The following is a 19,862-nucleotide window of genomic DNA, read 5'->3' on the forward strand; positions in this document are numbered from 1 at the left end:
CCCGAACCCCGACCGTCCCGGCGGCGTTCTCATTCCTCAATTAAATCCCTATTTATGTCCAATCAGTAACAAATCATTGAGAAAACGCGTACAATAAATTGGGATTCGTTGCATATTTTCCGAAAATGTTGTAGTATAAATCTATCTTGTATCGAAGAGAAAAGGAGCCTGTACTATGGAAAAAGAAGTGCGTCTGATCCAGTCTATCCAGAGGGCATTTGATATTATCAACTGTTTCAGTGATCAGACACCGAAGCTGACTTTGCCGAAGATCAGTGAGATGCTGTCCCTGAATATCAATACGACCAGGGGAATTGTCAATACTCTGGTGGCTAATGGTTATCTGGAACATGATGGAGAAGCAAATATTTATACGTTGGGACCTGTATTTATTCCCAAGGCGGATTTGGTGAGCTCTAATGATATGGATCGCGTCAAGAAGCTGGCCAGGCCGTATCTGGAGCAGATTTCCAACACATTTCAGGTATCGGCCCGTCTTCAGGTGGTCTCTAATTACAACATTTTTACGATTGAAAACATCAATCCGGAAAACGCACATTACATTCTTCTCACGCGTTTAAACACGACCTTTGCGTTAAATGCCACCGCGTCCGGAAAGCTGCTTTTGTATTATATGGGGGATCGCCAGAGGGAACGGTATTTTAGGACGCTGGATAAGCGGATGTATACAAAGAACACGCTTATAACCAGGGAAGATTTGCAAAAAGAGCTGGATAAGATTGAAGAATGGGGATATGCCACGGAATTTGAAGAGATAGGTCTTGGAATCAGCAGTATTGCCATTCCGGTCATGAAGAAGAACGGGGCGCTTTACGGGACGATCAGTATCGTGGCCTCCAGTTCCATTGTGATGCCGATTATTCAGGATGTTATCATTCCAATGAGGGATTGCGCGGCATTCGTGACAGAGAATCTTTTGTTCTAGCGGACAAAGAAGCGTTTTGGAAGACAAGGAAAAACGTATTTGTGTATTTGGAACCGTCCGGTCAATAAGGCCAAAAGAACGATATCCGGTCGGGTGACGGAGCATCCGGGAGAAGGAGCGGGCGGAAACTCGTTAAAGTAAATTCAAGAAGGGCAGGAACTCCAGGAAAATGGAATTCTTACCCTTCTTTTAATATGTTTTTTTCATGCATGCAGATTTTTCAATAAAATACACCTCTTAAGAAAACAGAATTATTTTAATTCTGCTTTTCTGGCAGCCAGACCATTCATGAAATAGAGCGCCATCCATACACCTGTGTGGGCAGATGTCTGCGCCCCGCAGGTTTCCGGGTAAATCTCTACAAAGTCAAATGCGTTGGCTCCGGCCCTGCCGCATTCGTTGACCATCATAGCCAGCTCAAAGGAGGTAACGCCGCATGGATCTACCGGTCCCTGTGGGTTAGCGGAAGCATCCAGTACGTCGGAGCAGATGGTTACATAGATTACATCCGTATCTTTAGACACAATTTCCAGGGCTTTCTTGATGGAAGCCTCGTATCCGGTCTTTTTGATTTCCATAGCCGGAATTACGGTTGCGCCGTATTTCTCGGCCTCCCTTCTCTCCTGAGGATGGTTTCTCGGTCCTCTGATTCCGATATGTACAATCTTGGTGGAATCAAAGTTCTCATCCTGATACAGGCGGTTGAAAGGAGAGCATCTTGAATAAAGGTCGTCGCCAAAGGATGGCATTGTATCGAGATGTGCGTCAAAATGGATAACGCCGACTCTCTTTTTATGACGTTTTGCCAGTTCGCTGATCATTGGGTAGGAGATGGAGTGATCGCCGCCAAATGTGATCGGGATCGCGCCTGCGTCAATGATCTCACCGAATTTCTCACGCATCTTTGCAAATGTCAGGTCATAGTTGCCGTTCTGGACAACGGTATCGCCGTAATCACAGGCGGTCAGATAATCAAATGTATCTATATCATAATCAGGAAGATATCCCGTATAGCGTGTCGATACGGCACGGAATGTTTTCGGCGCTACAACGCAGGAGGAGTATCCGCCATATGTACATCCGCCTTCCCACGGAACACCCATAACGGCGAAATCGAACTGTTTTACATCGTCTGCTGTCTTTGCTACCGGCAGTCCCATAAAAGATGGTACACCGCTGTAAATTTCCTGTGGCACTACGCCTGGCTGATAGATAACTGGCTTATTCTGCATAATAAAAAACTCCTTTCGTGGACGAAATATGGTACATTGAAAAACGATATTGTAATTTTGTAAACGATATTATCATAATCTGACTATATCACTACGGTGTCGAAATGTCAATAGGCATGTAACATTTTTTCCCTCATATACTTATAATAATAAGGCGATCCGGCCCTCTTTGACGGCAATTCTGACGGCATTTTGCGGACCGGCGCGCAGTCTGAAAATTATAATCTGTTGAGGTGGTCAAATGAAATTTTTTGAACAAAGAAAGAGGGAACCGTCGGAGAGGCATTCCGGCCATCATCTGCCTATGGCGGAGAACGCGCTGTTCTGGATGCTGTTGGTGCTTTTGTCAATCGGCTGCATCACGTCTCTATATGAGAAATCCATACATAAGGGGGATGCATCCAGCGTCTCATCACAGAGCGTGTTTAAGTATGTCAAAGCCGCAGGCAGGAATTATCAGATTAAGGAAAGAAGACTTCCTATTTACTGCGTGAAGACGGATAAACCACAGGTGGCGCTGACGTTCGACGCGGCGTGGGGAAATGAGGATACACGCCGGCTGATGGATATCCTGGGGGCCCACAATATCAAGGTTACTTTTTTTATGACGGGCGGATGGGTGGAAAAATATCCGGAGGATGTCCGCTATATTGCACAACAGGGACATGAGCTTGGAAACCACAGCGAAAACCACAAGAATATGAGCCGGCTCGACAAGGCAAAGATTAAGTCGGAGCTGCAGACGGTACATGACAAAGTGAAGAAACTGACGGGAAAAGACATGACGCTGTTCCGTCCTCCCTACGGTGATTATAATAATAATGTAATAGAAGTTGCGGATTCCATGGGATATTACCCGATTCAGTGGGACGTTGACAGTTTGGACTGGAAGGATTACGGCACCGATTCGATTGTGAATAAAGTACTGGACGATCCGCATCTTGGCAATGGAAGTATTATTCTGATGCACAATGGGGCAAAGTATACCCCGGATGCCCTGGAAGCGGTCATTGCAGGGCTGCAGCAAAAAGGTTTTGAAATTGTTCCGGTTTCCTCTCTTATATGGAAGGAAAATTTTCATCTTGATCAGGAAGGACGGCAGTTTGCCGATTAAGATTGCTTATTTTACTGTTCTGTTTTATACTGTATTTATAGATAAAACACTGATAAAACCAAAATCAAACCGGAAATTAACAGATTACATTTTGATTTGTAACGGAAGTGTTTGGGAAGGGGAGGCGTTATGAAAAATAAGATTTGGACGGCGGCAGCACTTGTTTTGGGAACATCAATGGCCCTGCTGGCGGCGGTTCCCGCCCTGGCGGGCAATTGGGTTTACGGGGAGGAAGTCTGGAAGTACGAAAATAATGACGGAAGCCATCTGGCCTCTCAATGGTTTCAGGATGACGACGGCTGCTGGTATTATCTGGATACCCAGGGAAACATGGTGACGGACGGCGTCACGCCCGACGGCTATACGGTGGGGAAGGATGGAGCGTGGATTCAGAAAATTCCGCAGATTGAACGGTATGAGCATATCGCGCCGGATGAATCCTGCAATCATTATGCCGGAAAACAAAGCGAGCCGATTTTCCAGGTAGATACGGAAAAACCGCTGGTAGCGCTGTCATTTGACTCCGGTTCCGTATTTGACTATACGGATCAGCTTCTGGAAATCCTGAAACGTTATAATGTGCGCACGACCTTTTTCCTGACCAAGGATTGGATGGATGACCACGAGGACAGCGTTAAAAAGATTTATGAGGCAGGCCATGAAATCGGCAATCACAGCGTCAGCCACCCGGATATGACGGGTATGACGCCGGAACAGATTTCCGCCCAGATACAGGCTGCCCATGAGAAAATAAAGGAATTGACGGGGCGGGAGGCATTTCTATTCAGAGCCCCATACGGAGCCTATAATTCAAAAGTGATTGACACGGTCAAAAATAACGGGTATTACTGTATTCAATGGTCAATTGATTCTTTGGATTGGAAGAATCTGGGAATTCAGCCGCTTCTGGACGGCGTACTGAACAGCGGAAAGCTGAAAACGGGACGATTATCCTGATGCACAACGGGGCGGAATATACGCCTCAGGCACTGGAGACAATTATTAAAGAAATACAGGCCAGGGGATATACAATTGTACCCGTCTCAGAGCTGATTTACACTAGGGATTACAAAATGGATGTCTATGGAATCCAGCATTCCACGAAAGTACAAGAGACTGAATAATGGATTTTGAGCCGTCATGCAATAACGGATTTTAAACTGTCATGCTGATATGGAAAAAAGTTCTCTATTTACACAGAACACACGTTCTGATATAATGGATTTATTAAACAGCAGGAGCCGCCGCACGGTTCCTGTTTTGGACAGGAACTATGTTTTCTGAAATTGACCGGAGGTGGAAACGTGGGACAGGTTGTATTTCATGTGGATGTGAACAGCGCATTTCTTTCCTGGGAGGCGGTTTACCGTCTGAAGCACCTGGGGGGAACCAGGGATTTAAGGGAAGGAATCTGCGCTGTGGGCGGCGACAGCAGTAAGCGCCGCGGCATTATTCTGGCCAAGTCCATAAAGGCCAAGCAGTTTGGCGTCCGGACAGGGGAATCCATCATGGAAGCACGAAAGAAATGTCCCCAGTTGGAACTGGTGCCGGCTCATTATAATCTCTATAAGGAATCATCTCAGGCTTTTATGGATATGTTGAAAGAATATTCTCCCAATGTGGAACCATACAGTATTGATGAGGCTTTTATGGATATGACCGGGATGGAGAAGCTGTTCGGGCCGCCGGAGGAAGCGGCCAACCGCATCCGGGAGAGGATTGAGTCGGAGCTTGGATTTACCGTCAATATCGGTGTATCATCCAATAAGCTGCTGGCGAAGATGGCCTCGGATTTTAAGAAGCCCAATCTGGTGCATACGCTTTTTCAGGATGAGATCGCGGAGAAGATGTGGCCTCTGCCCGTGAGGGAACTTTTTTTTGTCGGCCGTGCAACCGAACAGAAGCTTTCGGCTATGGGAATCCATACGATTGGGGAGCTGGCGAATACGGAACTGTCCATCGTGACCAGCCATTTGAAAAAGCACGGTGAAGTGATTTGGAATTTTGCCAATGGAGAGGCTCCCGATCTGGTGGAGCCGGAAGCGCCGGACAATAAGGGATACGGCAACAGCACGACGATTTCTTTTGACGTGACGGACGCGCAGATAGCGAAGATGGTACTTCTGTCTCTGGCGGAGACCGTTGGGACGCGGCTGAGAAGCCATGGAGTTAAGGCGGAGGTAGTCTCTGTATCAATTAAGAACAATCTTCTGCAGTCACAGGGGCATCAGATGGTGCTGGCGGCGCCGACTAATATTACGGCGGAGATATACCAGGCGGCCTGCCGTCTTTTTGAAGAGCTGTGGGATGGGGCGCCAATCCGCCATCTCGGAATACAGACGACCAGGATCAAGGAGGAAAGCGCCCGCCAGATGAGTATTTTCGATACAACAGACTACGAAAAACTGGAAAAGTTAGACCGGGCCGTGGATGCCATCCGCGGTAAATTCGGCACGGATGCCGTCAAAAGAGCCTCATTCCTTCCTCCGGACATCAATGATAAGGAAGAGAAGGGCAACGGGAAAGTAAGCGCGCAGGGGGTGAAAACCGCATCGGCTCCGGAAGAAAGAAATCCGGGAGAAGAACCTGTTAAAGAGCCGGATAAGATGAACAAAACGAATAAAACGGCCGGGAAAGCGGAAACTAGGAAGAGAGCAGGAAGAATAGACCATATGTCGGGCGGAATTTCCAGGGAAAAGCTGACCGTGGATTACAGCAGAATCAAGATAGATTAACCGCAGCCGTACGAACCCTGGAAAAAAGACAGTTCTTATGGTAATATTTATAATGGACAATAACCAATATACGGATGAAAGAGGGATTGTGATGGCAAAGGAAATCATATTTAAGATGGAGAGGCCGGGGCTTGTGGAGCAGGGCCAGGAAGTAGAGGTGAGTGAATCGGTCACCCCCTTTAATGTCAACTATATGATAGAACCGGCCGTGGCGATGTCAGGGCTTTTCAAACTCAACAACCGGTTAAAGACGGAGAACGGGGTTACAAGAGGAATTGTGAAGGAAATTGTGGAAAATGACAGGGGTTTTTATGTGACTGTTACGTTTCCGGAAGAGTAAGTTTGTAGAAATGTGTAAAATTTTGTAAATTTATGTTGACAAACAATTGAATTTACAGGTGCATTGTGATAAAGTGTGTGGGAAAAAGATAACTGACAGAGAAGGAAGCGTGACCCAAGATGAAAAAAATACCACAGGATCCAATTATGTGCCTGAGTTTTATTAATACTCAGCTTCGCGACTATTATTCCAGCCTGGAATCACTTTGTGACGACCTGGCGGTGGACCGCCAGGAGCTGGAGAAAAAACTGGCAGAAGCTGGTTACTGTTATGACAAAGGCCAGAACCGTTTTCGCTGAATATGAATAAAAGACAGAAGATGAACGAGAACAGAGAATGCAGCGGATTTACATTGCTGGAACTGGTTATATCAGTATCAATACTTGCAATATTCATCGGGATGGCGGCGCCTGTTTTGGCAAAATATATCGAAAAAGCCAGAGAACAGCGTTATATGACGGAGGCGGAAAGCGTCTGCCTGGCTACCCAATTGTATATGATCGATATGGAGGCAGCCGGCACTCCGCTCACACAGGAGAAACTGGCGGCTAAGCTATGTGAAATTGAAGTATCTTCAAAGCGGCACGTGTTGAATCCGTACCTGACGAGGAGAGCCACAATGGGAGCGGAGATACAGGAATTCCGTTTTGTACAGTCTGTGCTGATTGGATTTATTTACGTGGTGGATGACTACAAAATATCGGTAAAGTTAACGGGTGATATTGCGATTGTCAAGGATAAGCCGGAGATCAGCATTAGAAAAACCGAAATAACAGAGGACGAAGAAGAACAGAGTTCGGACGAGAAAACGGATACGGACTAATGCCGCTAAGGAATGAAGCAGTTATGAACTGAGGCAGTAATGGATTGAGCCGGCTTATGGAACATGCCGGCTATAGAGAATGGGACGGAGTAAATACAGTGGGCTTGATTGCAACGATTTTTGACGGAGCGGTGTCGGTCTGGACATGGCTTTTGGAACATCTGATTTTTGTCAATTTAATACTGTCGATTATTATCGTATTTTTCAGGAGGCATGATCCGAAGACGGTCTGGACGTGGCTTCTGGCTTTGTATTTCATTCCGGTGTTCGGCATTCTCTTTTATCTGTTCTTTGACCAGGATTTCAGGAAGAGCAAGATGTTCAGGATCAAAGAGGTGGAGGACCGCCTCAAATATTCGGCTAAAAACCAGGAAGAATTCATCAAGAGCCAGGATATGGGACTTTTGGGTTCTCTGGCCGGAGGATATGCGGATCTGGTTCTCTATAACCTGGAGGTATCCGGAGCAGTCCTGACGATGAACAACCAGGTGGAGATTTTTACTGACGGCGTGGAGAAGTTTGACGACTTAAAAGAAGAACTGAAGAAGGCCAGACGTTATATCCACATCCAGTACTATATTATAAAGAATGATGAACTGTTTGATTCAATGATTCCGATCCTGCTTGAAAAGGTGAGGGAGGGCGTTGAAGTCAGGATTCTGTACGATGGGATGGGCGGCCGTTTTATGCCGAAGCGAAAGTGGAAGATGCTTGAGGAAGCCGGAATTGGGATTGCCAGCTTCTTCCCGCCGATTCTGGGCCGTCTCAATTTCCGTGTGAATTACAGAAACCACAGGAAGATTGTCGTGATTGACGGCCGCGTCGGTTATGTCGGCGGTTTTAATATCGGCCGGGAATATATCTCCAAGGATCCGAAGTTCGGATACTGGCGGGATACCCATCTGAAAATTTACGGCGAGGCGGTAATCGGCCTGCAGCTCCGTTTTGCCCAGGACTGGAATTATGCGGCCGGGGAGAATCTGTTTAAAGATATGAGCTATTTTAATGAGACCGTTGATCTGACGGAACCCACGTCGATTGACAGCATGGTTGGAATCCAGATCGTTTCCAGCGGACCCGATACCCAGACCCGGCAGATACGCGATAATTATCTGGAACTGTTCCATAAGGCCCGGCATCATATCTATATTCAGACGCCTTATTTTGTCCCGGATGACGCCGTTCTGTCCGCCATTCAGATTGCAGCCCGCTCGGGCGTGGATGTGCGTTTGATGATTCCCTGCAAACCGGATCATCCGTTTGTGTACTGGGCCACCTATTCCTATGTGGGCGATCTGCTGAAGGCGGGAGCCAGATGCTACACCTATGAGAACGGTTTCCTCCATGCCAAAGGCGTTTCCGTGGACGGCTTTGTGAGCTGTTACGGTACGGCCAATATGGATATTCGAAGTTTTGAACTGAATTTTGAAGTCAATGCGGTCATCTATGACGAGGCTACGACGGAACGCCTGGAAGAGGCATTCCTGAATGATCTTCCGCTGTGCAGGGAGATTACACCGGAGGATTATGAGGCCAGGGGGCTTGTGATCCGCTTTAAGGAACAGTGCAGCCGTCTGCTGTCATCGCTTTTATAGGACGGATAAAAATTACAGAACGTGTTACGGTTCAGACCGGATGTATTCCGCGAGGTGTTTTTTGTGAGTGGAGCAAAGCGAAAGTCACAGACAGCGGGCCCCCTTGGGTCAAACACAACGGTTCTTTACAGGCATTTTACAGACAGGAAAAGCTTGTAAAAGAGCCGTTATTTTTATATAATAGAACGGATAGAGAGGTGAAGATATGATACGTTTTATATTAGTGGCATCAACTGTAATTGGTTTCCTTATTTTTTCCACAGGACTTTTGTATAAACTTAAAAAGACAGGCAAAAGTGACCAGGAGAAGATGGAGCGGGAGAGCCTGCGCATTGTGCAGAAAGTATTCCGTTTCATACTTAAGATGTCGGGAGTGACCGTGACCGTCAAAGGGATGGAGAATGTGCCGGAAGGACAGCCTGTCCTGTATGTGGGAAACCACAGAAGTTATTTTGATATTCTCGTAGGTTATACGACGGTGCCGAGCTTACTGGGATTTGTAGCAAAGAAAGAGATGAAGCGGTATCCGCTGCTTTCCGACTGGATGACCAATGTCAACTGCCTGTTTCTGGACCGCAAGAACCTGAAAGAGGGACTTAAGACAATCCTGGAAGGAATCGAAAAGGTAAAGAGGGGCGTTTCCATCTGGATTTTTCCGGAGGGAACGAGAAACAGAGGGGAAGATCTCCTGGAACTTCTGCCCTTTAAAGAGGGAAGCTTAAAGATTGCCGAGAAATCCGGATGCCCGGTAATACCGGTTGCCATCACCGGTACGGCGGAGATATTTGAAAAACATTTTCCGATTATCAGGCCGGCCCATGTGACGATTGAGTTTGGACAGCCGTTTATTATCAAGGAACTGCCTCCGGAGGAGCGCAAGTTTGTCGGGGCATATACGAGAAAGCAGATTATCAGAATGCTTGAAAAGGAGCAGCATGGACTTACAGGAAATCAGAATTAAACTGGATGGAATCGATACACAGATTGAGAAACTTTTCGAAGAGAGAATGAGATTCTGCGCGGATGTGGCGGAGTATAAGATTGAGACGGGCAAGGCTGTTTACGACGCTAAGCGCGAACAGGAGAAGATAGAAACCCTTACCGGAATGGCGGAGGGTGATTTTAATAAGCAGGCGGTAGGAGAGCTTTTTCTCCAGATGATGACACTGAGCCGCCGTTACCAGTACCAGACGATGGCGGGGCGTACCGGCCTGATGGAGCTGGGCTTTGAGAAAGTGAAGAAACTGGACACTGCGGGGAAAAGGATTGTATTCCAGGGCCTGGAAGGGGCCTATGGCCATGCTGCTGCGCTGCGGTACTTTGGCAAAGAGGCCGATATCCATCATGTCCGCAGGTTTGAAGATCTGATGATAGAGGTGAAGGAGGGACGGGCCGATTACAGCGTGCTCCCGATCGAGAACTCCTCCGCAGGAGCCGTTACGGATAACTATGATCTGCTTTTAAAGTATAACAATTACATAGTGGCGGAAACCTTTGTTCCGGTAAACCACTTCCTGCTCGGTACACAGGATGCCTCCATTGAGGATATCCGGCGCGTATATGCCCATCCCCAGGCGCTGATGCAGAGTTCCGAGTTCCTGAACGGGAGGGAGAACTGGCAGCAGCTCAGCATGGAGAATAATGCGGTCGCAGCCAAGAAGATCCGGGATGAGAACGACAGGACCCAGGCCGCGGTAGCAAGTGAGATAGCAGGGGAAATCTACGGTTTAAAACCGCTTGCCACTTCCATTAACAACAGTAAAGAGAACACGACGCGTTTTCTGATTTTGTCGGCTGAGCCGGTATACAGGGAAGATGCCGGGAAGATCAGCATCTGTTTTGAACTTCCCCACAAGATTGGTACTCTTTACAACATACTGGGGAACTTTATTTTTAATCACGTCAACATGAGGATGATCGAGTCGCGTCCGGTTCCCGGGCGTAACTGGGAATACCGTTTCTTTGTCGACATAGAAGGAAATCTGGAGAATCCGGGAGTTATAAGTGCGCTTTACGGTATATCACAGGAAGCGAAGAATATGAGGATTCTCGGTAATTATTGACGGTACGGTATTTATGTTCAGCCGGAAAGAGGGCAGCATGGAAGAGATAATGAGGAAAGAAAACGGAAAAATACAGGGGAATCAGATGATTCTCTACAGAAATTTAAAATATCAGAACTTATTTGACGACGTATGCGCACTGCTGGCATCGGACGGGGGCCCTGAGGCCCCGGATGCCTTTGCCTGTGCCAACTGTTTGATAGAACTGGCAGTGACCTATGGTTTTAAAGGAAATCTATGGCACTGCTTTTTGGCTTTCTGTATGGCAAACCATGAGAACGCCTACAGCACTTCATGTGAGATTACAGGCCCTGTAAAAGGCACGTTAAATGAGCTGGCGGCCCATGATTTCCGGCTGATGAGGGAGCTTTTTTCACGCGATATCGCCGCTCTGGACCATGGGGACGGCGGCATTTGGCATTTGATGAAGCGGTATCAGAGTTCATCGGATGAGAGCCGGGTATTCAACCGCAGAATCCGTGACAGAATTGTAGAGCTGGCCGCGGCGCTTGAGAGCGCAGGCGACGACGGGACGTTCCAGGATACGGTGACCGAGTTTTACAGGGAATTCGGCGTCGGCAAATTCGGCCTTAATAAGGCATTCCATATCAGCATGAACGAGAACAGCCCAAAGGCATCGATTGAGCCGATCACCAGGGTGGAGCATATCTATCTGGAGGATCTCGTCGGATACGAGATGCAGAAAGCAAAACTTATCGAAAATACGGAATCATTTATAGAAGGCAGGGCGGCCAACAACGTACTTTTGTTTGGCGACAGCGGTACGGGAAAATCTTCCAGCATCAAGGCGATTCTGAATAAATATTATGACCGGGGATTGCGGATGATAGAAGTATATAAGCATCAGTTCCGCAGCTTGTCGGATGTTCTGGAGCAGATTAAGGACAGGAACTACAAATTTATTATCTATATGGATGATCTGTCTTTTGAGGAATATGAGATAGAGTACAAATATCTGAAAGCGATTATCGAGGGCGGGCTGGGAATCAAACCCCAGAATGTCCTGATTTACGCAACCTCCAACAGACGTCATCTGATCCGGGAGAAGTTCAGTGATAAACGTGAGCTGGACGATGATCTGCATGTCAACGACACGGTGCAGGAAAAATTATCCCTCGTGGCCAGGTTTGGAGTGACGATCTATTACGGTTCCCCGGACAAAAAGGAATTCCAGAAGATCGTGAAGGTGCTGGCGGAGAAATACCATGTAAATATGCCGGAGGAAGAATTGTATCTGGAGGCAAATAAATGGGAGCTGAGCCATGGCGGACTGTCCGGCAGGACGGCCACCCAGTTCATCACTCATTTGCTGGGTAAGTTAAAGCTGGAGGAAAAACAGTATGGCAATTAAAACATTTGCTGCGATTGACGTAGGATCGTTTGAGCTGGAACTTGGAATCTATGAGATTTCAGGCAAATACGGCATCAGGGAAATAGATCACCTGCGCCATGTTCTGGCTTTGGGAAAAGACACCTACAATGACGGTAAGATCACTTATGTGCTGGTGGACGAGATGTGCCGGGTGCTGAAGGAATTCATGGACGTCATGAAGACCTACAGGGTCCAGGATTACCGGGCCTATGCCAGCAGTGCGCTCAGGGAGGCCAGAAACAGCCAGATCGTCCTTGATCAGATCCTGGTCCGGACCGGCGTCAGGGTAATACCGATCAATAACTCCGAGCTTCGTTTTATGACCTATAAAGCGGTGGCATCCAAGGACGCGGAGTTCCAGAAGACCGTGCAGACGGGAACCGCGATTGTGGACGTGGGATTTGGAAGCTCCCAGATTTCCCTGTTTGACAAGGACTCTCTCGTATCAACCCAGAACCTGATTCTGGGTGTGCTGCGCCTCAGTGAGATGTCCGCCCACTGGAAGGTCAATTACCAGATGATACCGGAGATAATTGACGAGCTGGTGGACAACGAGCTCTACACATTTAAAAAGATGTACCTGAAGGACAGACAGATCAAGAACCTGATTGCGACCGGCGAGAGCATTATCTATATGGTCAAAAGAGGGATGAAGGAGGCGAACCGGGACCGCTTTACCGCGGAGCAGTTCAAGGCCTTCTGCAAGAAGCTGACCTCGATGTCCGTGGACGAGATAGAAGACTACTATGAGATAGAGCACGACTATGCGGCTCTTTTGATTCCGGGCGCCATTATTTATAAAAAGGTGCTGGATATGCTGGGGGCGGAATCCGTATGGATCCCGGGAATCCGGCTCTGCGACGGGATTGCGGCGGAGTATGCGGAAGAAAGCCGCCTTGTAAAATTTCACCATGATTTTGAGGGAGATATTCTCTCCTCGGCCCGAAATATGGCGAAGCGGTATAAGTGTTATGCAGCCCACACCCAGGAAGTGGAGAGGACGGCGGTGGCTATCTTCAATGCGACCAGAAAATATCACGGTTTGGGAAACAGGGAGAGGCTGCTGCTTCAGATTGCCGCGATTCTCCACGCCTGCGGTAAATTTGTCAGCATCACAAAGAGCACGGAAAATGCTTACCAGATTATCATGGCGACGGAGATTATCGGACTTTCCCATCTGGAGAGGGAGATTGTCGCCAACGTCGTGAGATATAATATACAGGAATTTGCCTATGACGAGGTGGTTCTGGAATCCGATTTTTCGCGGCACGGAGGCAAGAACATTTCAAGGCGGGAGCTGACCATTATTATTGCAAAGCTGACCGCGATCCTGCGCCTTGCCAATTCCATGGACAGGGGCCATAAACAGAAGCTCTCCGATTTCAAAGTGGCGGTCAGGGACGGAAACCTGGTTATCACGACGGGCTATACCGACAGTATTGTGCTGGAACGCTTCTCGTTCGAGCAGAGGGCCGACTTCTTCGAGGAGATCTTCGGCATACATCCGGTACTGAGACAGAAAAGGGGGATTTAAGAGATGACAGAGACAGCATCGAAATATACCAGTCCTGAAAATTATGTGAACAGGGAACTGAGCTGGCTGGAATTCAACTACCGTGTTCTGGGTGAGGCCAGGGATAAAACCACTCCGCTGTTTGACCGGCTGAAGTTTTTAAGCATCACAGCTTCCAACCTGGATGAATTTTTCATGGTCCGTGTAGCCTCTTTAAAGGATATGATCCATGCCGGATATACAAAGCCCGACATTGCGGGAATGACGGCCACAAAACAGCTTGAGGCCATCGGAGTTAAGACACATGAGCTGGTGGCGGATCAGTATAAGACCTATAACAGGGGCCTCCTTCCGGTTTTAAAACAGAATGGCCTGAAGATAGTGACCTGCCATGAGAACCTGACAAGAAAAGAGGCGGCCTACGTAGATAAGTATTTCGAAGATGTGGTTTATCCGGTCCTTACGCCGATGGCGGTGGATTCTTCGAGACCGTTTCCGCTGATTCGCAATAAATCCCTGAACATTGCCGCACTGGTGAGAAAGAAAAAGGGAGACAGCGAGCTGGACTTTGCCATGGTCCGTGTGCCAACCGGTCTGCCGAGGGTCGTTGTGATCCCGGACGACGAGAAGAACGCCGGGGGCGACGGCCAGGAACAGAAAGAGACGAAGACAACGATTATCTATCTGGAGGAGATCATTGAACGGAATATCGACAAGCTGTTCCTGAACTATGATATCATCTGCTCCCATCCGTTCCGTGTTATGAGAAACGCCGATTTGAGCATCGACGAGGATGAGGCCGAGGATCTGCTGCAGGAGATTGAAAAACAGTTGAAAAAACGCCAGTGGGGCGAGGCAATCCGTCTGGACATCGAGGAAAAAGCCGATAAACGCCTTCTGGATATTCTGAAAAATGAGCTGGAAGTGACAAGCGACGAGATATATGAGATAAACGGCCCGCTGGATTTGACCGTGCTTATGAAAGTTTACGGCCTTCCGGGCTATGAGGCGTTCAAGACGCCTGGCTACACGCCGCAGCCGGTACCGGCCCTGATGAATGACGACGATATTTTCACCAATATCAGAAAGGGTGATATTCTCTTATACCATCCGTTTGAGTCGTTCGAACCGGTAGTGGAATTTATCAAACGGGCGGCCAAGGATCCGGATGTCCTGGCTATCAAGCAGACCCTGTACCGCGTCAGCGGAAACTCTCCGATCATTGCGGCCCTTGCAGAGGCGGCGGACAATGGAAAACAGGTTTCTGTTCTCGTAGAGCTGAAGGCGCGTTTTGATGAAGAGAATAATATTATCTGGGCGAAGATGCTGGAGAAAGCAGGCTGCCATGTAATTTACGGCCTGCTGGGTCTTAAAACGCACAGTAAGATCACCCTGATTGTCAGAAAAGAGGAGGAGGGCATCCGCCGTTACGTCCATCTGGGAACGGGCAACTACAATGATTCCACAGCCAAGCTCTATACGGACTGCGGCCTGTTCACCTGCGATCCGCAGATTGGAGAGGATGCCACGGCCGTATTCAACATGCTGTCGGGATATTCCGAACCTCTGGGATGGAATAAACTGTCTCTGGCTCCCCTGTGGCTTCGCGGCAAGTTTCTGCGCCTGATTCAGAGAGAGACGAAAAATGCCAGGAACGGAAAGAATGCAAGAATTGTGGCGAAACTGAATTCCCTTTGCGACAAGGAGATCATTGCCAACCTGTACGAAGCGTCCTGCGCAGGCGTTAAGGTGGAACTGATTGTACGCGGCATCTGCTGCCTGAAAGCGGGCGTGCCGGGACTGAGTGAGAATATTACGGTCTGCTCTATCGTCGGCAATTTCCTGGAGCACAGCCGAATCTTCTTCTTCGAGAACAGCGGGGAACAGAAGGTGTTTATGGGAAGCGCGGACTGGATGCCGCGAAACCTGGACCGGCGTGTGGAAATCCTCTTCCCGGTGGAAGACGAGAAGCTGAAAGCGCGTGTAATCCACATCCTGGATGTCCAGTTAAATGACAATGTGAAGGCTCATTTCCTGCAGCCGGACGGCACCTATGCAAAGAAGGATAAGAGGGGGAAAGCCCTTGTCATCTCCCAGGAGGTATTCTGCGAGGAGGCGATCCAGGCGGCCAGGGCGGAGAAGGATCTGACGGATCCGGTAAAGAACCGGGTATTTATCCCTCTGGAACAGTAGGGAATTGGGGATGGCTCCGGAAGCTGGATGGAATGGGAGAAAGAATCAAGGATGAACCGCGGTGGAACTAAGGCGGGAACCGAGGAAACCGGGATTTAGAACCGCGGTGAACCGGCTCTGCTTAAGGATTCTGTAAAAACATAAAAAACGAAACAGCGATGCTTATCAGGCTTTGTACCGCTCTGAAGCACCGCTGTTTCGTTTTTATATTTTCTGAGGACAATGTTTCCCCAGGCTGTCATACAATCGATAATATCCAGTGGATAATAGCCTGATTACTGGTGACAACCGGAAGCTCCAGCATTCGGCTGATTCTGTTATGGATCTCGGCGGCACGGAAATTCGTGCAGGAAAGTAAGAGCAGATCCTGTTCTTTTAATTCATCCCTGTATCTGGATGCCATATCCTCAATCTCCTGAGGCTCCACCCGGGCAATCTGTGTATCGTCGGAGATTCCAAGACCGTAATAGGCCCCGCAGGCGATGTGGAACTCCGCCAGAGTGGCCGCAAAGAATTGGTTAACCTCCCCGGTGTAAGGGGTCAGGAGGCCGATTCGCTTTGCTTCAAAGCGCCTGATTTCAGACAGAACGGCAGAAAATGCATTGGTCACGGGACATTTTAGCCCCTCTTCCATCAGATGTCCGATGCGCTGCAGCCCCTCCTCACCGTAAACCGCCGAGGCCGATGTACAGCCGAACACCGCGCCGTCAAACTGAGTAATGTCTTTCAGAAATGAGATTGCCTTCGGCAGTTCTTCGTCTACCATACGCTTTTCCGCCTCTTCCCCTACTTCATCCAGGCGCATCCTGGCAGTGTGGATAATGACATTGGAAGGAAGATAAATCTGAAGATCCGTTTCCAGAATGGAATCCGTGTTGGGCAGCAGCAGGGCAATCCTTTTTATATCTCGCTTTGACATCCGTGTACCTCCTGTTCACTTAGAACCGTATGCTTTTGTAGTGATTTAATTATATACATTTTTTGGCGTATCCGTCAATGCATTCCGTCGTTTTGCAGGGACCTGCGGGGAGAGTTGTCACAAAAACAGAACCTTATCCGTTTGTTGGATATAGGGGCAAAAACATGCCCGCGTTATAATGAAAGGGGGCGACGCCCGGAGACACGACTCTCCACTGGCCTCGCCCCATATCCTATTACTCCATTGGCCCCGGGCCCTCAACCGGGGCCTCTTTATCTTTCATATCAATTTCTTCAGCAATTTTTCTCAGTTCTTCCCGAATCTCATCCTGGCTGTACTTTGTCCTTTTCTGGGGCAACCGCCCCGTTTTTACAAAATGGACAATGTGGCAGGCCAATCCGGTTATGGTAAGGTCGATCACAGACCAGTAATATAAAATATTATTTTTAATTCGATTCCTATATCTTTTCATTTTCCATCCCTTTCCCCTTACGGATTTGTCATACTTCTCTGATGCAGCACTAAATCTGGAAATAGATGGAAATATATTTCGCTTTGCTAATACAAGCAACATTTTACCATAAACCTCACATACTATAAAGAAAAAGATTGCTTAAACGAGCAAGCGTGAGGACAGAGATGATAGAAGACACTTTTATAAAAAATGACAGCGATGTACAAATTGGGAGCAATTTAAAGAAACTTAGAACAGCAAAAGGCATGAGACCATCGGAACTGGTGAGAGAGGTAAATCTGCTTGGCGTGTCCATGACAATCTTCAGTTTATCGAAGATTGAAGCGAATACGCAGCATGTAAAAGCCAGTCAATTAAGGGCAATTAAAGAAATATTAGGATGCAGCTATGAGGCATTATTGGAATAACAAGGGGCGGCGGGGAATGTTCCGGCCGCCTCTGTTATATACATATTGAGAGCGATTTTGTGTGAATTCATTCGATTGCATTAGTAACAAGTTAGTAACGAAATTCCAGAAAACCCTTGATTTACAAGGGAAGATTTCTCCAAAAATGTAAGAGAAAATTAAAGCAAATTTTTCAGCTGTATGGTAAACTAAGACTGTATGATTTTCCGGAGAGAAACAAAACGGGAAAATGACAGAAAAGGTTTACTAATGAGGGAGGATTTTTTATGTCAGAGATCAACATCTTAGTGGTAGATGATGAAAAGGAAATAGCGGACCTGGTGGAGATTTACCTGGTCAGTGACGGATATAAAGTATTTAAGGCGGATAACGCGCAGGCGGGACTCGATATTCTGGAGAAGGAGAGCATTCATCTTGTCCTTCTGGATATCATGATGCCGGGGATGGACGGACTTGAGATGTGTAAGAAGATCAGGGAGACCAATAACATCCCGATTATCATGCTCAGCGCCCGCTCCACGGATCTTGATAAGATTCTGGGTCTCGGAACCGGGGCGGACGATTATGTGGTAAAGCCGTTTAACCCGCTGGAGCTGACGGCCAGGGTAAAGTCCCAGCTTCGCAGATACACACAGTTAAATCCGCAGAGCAACGTAAGTTCCTCCGCCAAGAATGAGATTTCCATCAAGGGACTGATTATTAACAAGGATAACCACAAGGTGATGGTATATGGGGAAGAGATCAAGCTGACCCCGATTGAATTCGATATCCTCTATCTTCTCGCTTCCAATCCGGGCCGCGTATTCAGCACCGATGAGATATTTGAGAAGGTTTGGAATGAGAAGGTCTATGAAGCCAACAACACAGTTATGGTACATATCCGGCGCCTTCGCGGTAAGATGAAAGAGGACACCAGACAGAACAAGATCATCACTACCGTCTGGGGGGTAGGATACAAAATTGAAAAGTAGTGACATGAGCAAACGGTTTCGCACGAAAATCGTTACAAACATATTTTACAGTGCAGTGATAACCTGCCTGATAGAAGTATTTCTCATCGCGAATGTTTCCATGATCATTGGGTATCTGAAAGAGACGAGATACGCCGATTCCTTTTTTCTGCAGATGACGGAAATCAATACGCTGATGGTTCTCATCTATGTGATCATGGGGATTGGCGTATTTACCGTGACGTTCATGACCCTGCAGGAGAAAGCGCTGCGCTACATCGGGAAGATATCTTCCGCCATCCAGAATATTTCGGAGGGAGATCTGAACACAACGGTGGAGGTCACGGGAGATGACGAATTTACCCAGATGGCGGTAAACCTCAACAAGATGATGGAGGATATCCGCAGGCTGATGGATAAGGAGAGGGAAGCGGAGAGGACGAAGAATGAGCTGATTACCAATGTGGCTCATGACCTGAGGACGCCCCTCACATCGATCATCGGATATCTGGAGCTGCTGTCCGGCAAGGTGGAGATTCCGCAGGAGATGCAGAAGAAGTACATTGATATCGCATATGCCAAGTCCAAACGCCTGGAGAAGCTGATCGAGGATCTGTTCGGATTTACCAAGATGAATTACGGTAAGATGAGCATGCATGTGGGAAAGGTGGACGTTGTTAAGCTTTTGAGCCAGCTTCTGGAGGAGTTCTATCCGAGCTTTGTGGACAAGAATCTGTCCTATGAACTTCAGAGCAATGTGCCCGGCAAAGTGATTACGGCGGACGGAAATCTTCTGGCCCGTCTCTTTGACAACCTGATTAACAATGCAATTAAATACGGAGCCGACGGGAAACGGGTGCTTGTTAAGATACAGGTCGCCGAGCCGACGGTTACCGTTTCCGTCACCAATTACGGTTACGTGATTCCGGCGGATGAGCTTCCGTTTATATTCAACAAGTTCTACAGAGTGGAGCAGTCGCGTTCCACCAACACGGGAGGGACGGGCCTGGGCCTTGCGATTGCCAAAAATATCGTGGATATACATGGCGGCACGATCCAGGTGACAAGCGATTTGAACGGTACCGTATTCACCGTTAAGCTGAAGACAAACTTTGACGTAAACAAAGAGAATTTTGACACACCGGCGTAAAGCGGGGGAAGAGT

At 47.9% G+C, this 19,862-nt stretch carries 19 protein-coding genes; 16 read left to right on the forward strand and 3 right to left on the reverse strand.

The window, feature by feature from the left end; genetic code table 11:
* The first annotated feature begins 175 nt into the window (after positions 1–175).
* Positions 176–946 (forward strand): IclR family transcriptional regulator, encoded by a 771-nt coding sequence (locus QZT18_RS15595; RefSeq protein ID WP_294149087.1) that lies wholly within the window; start codon positions 176–178, stop codon positions 944–946.
* Between the two features lie 251 nt (positions 947–1,197).
* Here QZT18_RS15595 and QZT18_RS15600 read toward each other — a convergent pair whose 3' ends face one another.
* Positions 1,198–2,178 (reverse strand): agmatinase family protein, encoded by a 981-nt coding sequence (locus QZT18_RS15600; RefSeq protein WP_294149089.1) that lies wholly within the window; start codon positions 2,176–2,178, stop codon positions 1,198–1,200.
* A 241-nt stretch (positions 2,179–2,419) separates the two neighbouring features.
* On the opposite strand from QZT18_RS15600, the gene QZT18_RS15605 reads away from it, so the two are divergent.
* The 12 genes from QZT18_RS15605 (at position 2,420) to QZT18_RS15660 (ending at position 15,947) form a co-directional block, all read left to right on the forward strand.
* Positions 2,420–3,292: a polysaccharide deacetylase family protein gene (locus QZT18_RS15605; RefSeq protein ID WP_294149091.1), complete on the forward strand. Its 873-nt coding sequence runs from the start codon at positions 2,420–2,422 to the stop codon at positions 3,290–3,292.
* Between the two features lie 129 nt (positions 3,293–3,421).
* The gene (locus QZT18_RS15610; protein WP_294149093.1) at positions 3,422–4,249 is read left to right on the forward strand and encodes a polysaccharide deacetylase family protein; all 828 of its coding nucleotides are present in this window, start codon (positions 3,422–3,424) and stop codon (positions 4,247–4,249) included.
* A gap of 347 nt (positions 4,250–4,596) precedes the next feature.
* Entirely contained in the window at positions 4,597–6,027 is a 1,431-nt protein-coding gene (locus tag QZT18_RS15615; protein WP_294149097.1) for a DNA polymerase IV, read from the forward strand.
* Between the two features lie 37 nt (positions 6,028–6,064).
* Positions 6,065–6,367, forward strand: coding sequence for a hypothetical protein (locus QZT18_RS15620; protein ID WP_366925901.1), 303 nt, complete (start codon positions 6,065–6,067; stop codon positions 6,365–6,367).
* A gap of 119 nt (positions 6,368–6,486) precedes the next feature.
* Positions 6,487–6,666: a DUF4250 domain-containing protein gene (locus QZT18_RS15625; protein ID WP_294149099.1), complete on the forward strand. Its 180-nt coding sequence runs from the start codon at positions 6,487–6,489 to the stop codon at positions 6,664–6,666.
* Between the two features lie 20 nt (positions 6,667–6,686).
* Positions 6,687–7,190 carry a type II secretion system protein gene (locus QZT18_RS15630; RefSeq protein WP_294149100.1) on the forward strand — a complete coding sequence of 168 codons (504 nt, stop codon included), beginning with the start codon at positions 6,687–6,689 and terminating at the stop codon, positions 7,188–7,190.
* A 98-nt stretch (positions 7,191–7,288) separates the two neighbouring features.
* Positions 7,289–8,785, forward strand: a complete 1,497-nt coding sequence (cls, locus tag QZT18_RS15635) for a cardiolipin synthase (protein WP_294149102.1) — start codon at positions 7,289–7,291, stop codon at positions 8,783–8,785.
* Positions 8,786–8,990: 205 nt separating this feature from the next.
* Positions 8,991–9,746 (forward strand): 1-acyl-sn-glycerol-3-phosphate acyltransferase, encoded by a 756-nt coding sequence (locus QZT18_RS15640; RefSeq protein WP_294149105.1) that lies wholly within the window; start codon positions 8,991–8,993, stop codon positions 9,744–9,746.
* Positions 9,721–10,848: a bifunctional chorismate mutase/prephenate dehydratase gene (locus QZT18_RS15645; protein ID WP_294149107.1), complete on the forward strand. Its 1,128-nt coding sequence runs from the start codon at positions 9,721–9,723 to the stop codon at positions 10,846–10,848. Before QZT18_RS15640 ends, QZT18_RS15645 begins: the two co-directional genes overlap by 26 nt.
* Positions 10,849–10,885: 37 nt before the next feature.
* Positions 10,886–12,220, forward strand: a complete 1,335-nt coding sequence (locus QZT18_RS15650; protein ID WP_294149109.1) for an ATP-binding protein — start codon at positions 10,886–10,888, stop codon at positions 12,218–12,220.
* A complete protein-coding gene (locus tag QZT18_RS15655) occupies positions 12,210–13,775 on the forward strand; it encodes an exopolyphosphatase (RefSeq protein WP_294149111.1) in 1,566 nt (521 codons plus the stop codon). The genes QZT18_RS15650 and QZT18_RS15655 overlap by 11 nt, the downstream gene beginning before the upstream one ends.
* Positions 13,776–13,778: 3 nt before the next feature.
* On the forward strand, positions 13,779–15,947 hold the full coding sequence (locus tag QZT18_RS15660; RefSeq protein ID WP_294149113.1) for an RNA degradosome polyphosphate kinase: 2,169 nt from the start codon (positions 13,779–13,781) through the stop codon (positions 15,945–15,947).
* A gap of 238 nt (positions 15,948–16,185) precedes the next feature.
* Here QZT18_RS15660 and QZT18_RS15665 read toward each other — a convergent pair whose 3' ends face one another.
* Together QZT18_RS15665 and QZT18_RS15670 are read right to left on the reverse strand one after the other, a co-directional pair.
* Positions 16,186–16,866 carry an aspartate/glutamate racemase family protein gene (locus QZT18_RS15665; RefSeq protein WP_294149115.1) on the reverse strand — a complete coding sequence of 227 codons (681 nt, stop codon included), beginning with the start codon at positions 16,864–16,866 and terminating at the stop codon, positions 16,186–16,188.
* A 235-nt stretch (positions 16,867–17,101) separates the two neighbouring features.
* On the reverse strand, positions 17,102–17,440 hold the full coding sequence (locus tag QZT18_RS15670; protein ID WP_294149116.1) for a hypothetical protein: 339 nt from the start codon (positions 17,438–17,440) through the stop codon (positions 17,102–17,104).
* Between the two features lie 65 nt (positions 17,441–17,505).
* On the opposite strand from QZT18_RS15670, the gene QZT18_RS15675 reads away from it, so the two are divergent.
* The 3 genes from QZT18_RS15675 (at position 17,506) to QZT18_RS15685 (ending at position 19,848) form a co-directional block, all read left to right on the forward strand.
* Complete coding sequence (locus QZT18_RS15675) at positions 17,506–17,748, forward strand: helix-turn-helix domain-containing protein (RefSeq protein ID WP_294149117.1); 243 nt, start codon at positions 17,506–17,508, stop codon at positions 17,746–17,748.
* 266 nt (positions 17,749–18,014) lie between these two features.
* Entirely contained in the window at positions 18,015–18,719 is a 705-nt protein-coding gene (locus QZT18_RS15680) for a response regulator transcription factor (protein WP_125143129.1), read from the forward strand.
* Positions 18,709–19,848 (forward strand): HAMP domain-containing sensor histidine kinase, encoded by a 1,140-nt coding sequence (locus QZT18_RS15685; protein WP_366925903.1) that lies wholly within the window; start codon positions 18,709–18,711, stop codon positions 19,846–19,848. The genes QZT18_RS15680 and QZT18_RS15685 overlap by 11 nt, the downstream gene beginning before the upstream one ends.
* The last annotated feature ends 14 nt before the right edge of the window (positions 19,849–19,862 follow it).

Source organism: uncultured Clostridium sp. (genome assembly GCF_900547735.1).
Taxonomy (GTDB): domain Bacteria; phylum Bacillota; class Clostridia; order Lachnospirales; family Lachnospiraceae; genus Otoolea.

What these genes read in the sequence shown, in the direction of transcription:
- QZT18_RS15595 (WP_294149087.1), top strand. Translation starts at nt 176, where the DNA reads ATGGAAAAAGAAGTGCGTCTGATCCAGTCTATCCAGAGGGCATTTGAT.
- QZT18_RS15600 (WP_294149089.1), bottom strand. Translation starts at nt 2,178, where the DNA reads ATGCAGAATAAGCCAGTTATCTATCAGCCAGGCGTAGTGCCACAGGAA.
- QZT18_RS15605 (WP_294149091.1), top strand. Translation starts at nt 2,420, where the DNA reads ATGAAATTTTTTGAACAAAGAAAGAGGGAACCGTCGGAGAGGCATTCC.
- QZT18_RS15610 (WP_294149093.1), top strand. Translation starts at nt 3,422, where the DNA reads ATGAAAAATAAGATTTGGACGGCGGCAGCACTTGTTTTGGGAACATCA.
- QZT18_RS15620 (WP_366925901.1), top strand. Translation starts at nt 6,065, where the DNA reads ATGGTAATATTTATAATGGACAATAACCAATATACGGATGAAAGAGGG.
- QZT18_RS15625 (WP_294149099.1), top strand. Translation starts at nt 6,487, where the DNA reads ATGAAAAAAATACCACAGGATCCAATTATGTGCCTGAGTTTTATTAAT.
- QZT18_RS15630 (WP_294149100.1), top strand. Translation starts at nt 6,687, where the DNA reads ATGAACGAGAACAGAGAATGCAGCGGATTTACATTGCTGGAACTGGTT.
- QZT18_RS15640 (WP_294149105.1), top strand. Translation starts at nt 8,991, where the DNA reads ATGATACGTTTTATATTAGTGGCATCAACTGTAATTGGTTTCCTTATT.
- QZT18_RS15645 (WP_294149107.1), top strand. Translation starts at nt 9,721, where the DNA reads ATGGACTTACAGGAAATCAGAATTAAACTGGATGGAATCGATACACAG.
- QZT18_RS15650 (WP_294149109.1), top strand. Translation starts at nt 10,886, where the DNA reads ATGGAAGAGATAATGAGGAAAGAAAACGGAAAAATACAGGGGAATCAG.
- QZT18_RS15655 (WP_294149111.1), top strand. Translation starts at nt 12,210, where the DNA reads ATGGCAATTAAAACATTTGCTGCGATTGACGTAGGATCGTTTGAGCTG.
- QZT18_RS15660 (WP_294149113.1), top strand. Translation starts at nt 13,779, where the DNA reads ATGACAGAGACAGCATCGAAATATACCAGTCCTGAAAATTATGTGAAC.
- QZT18_RS15665 (WP_294149115.1), bottom strand. Translation starts at nt 16,866, where the DNA reads ATGTCAAAGCGAGATATAAAAAGGATTGCCCTGCTGCTGCCCAACACG.
- QZT18_RS15670 (WP_294149116.1), bottom strand. Translation starts at nt 17,440, where the DNA reads ATGTTGCTTGTATTAGCAAAGCGAAATATATTTCCATCTATTTCCAGA.
- QZT18_RS15675 (WP_294149117.1), top strand. Translation starts at nt 17,506, where the DNA reads ATGATAGAAGACACTTTTATAAAAAATGACAGCGATGTACAAATTGGG.
- QZT18_RS15680 (WP_125143129.1), top strand. Translation starts at nt 18,015, where the DNA reads ATGTCAGAGATCAACATCTTAGTGGTAGATGATGAAAAGGAAATAGCG.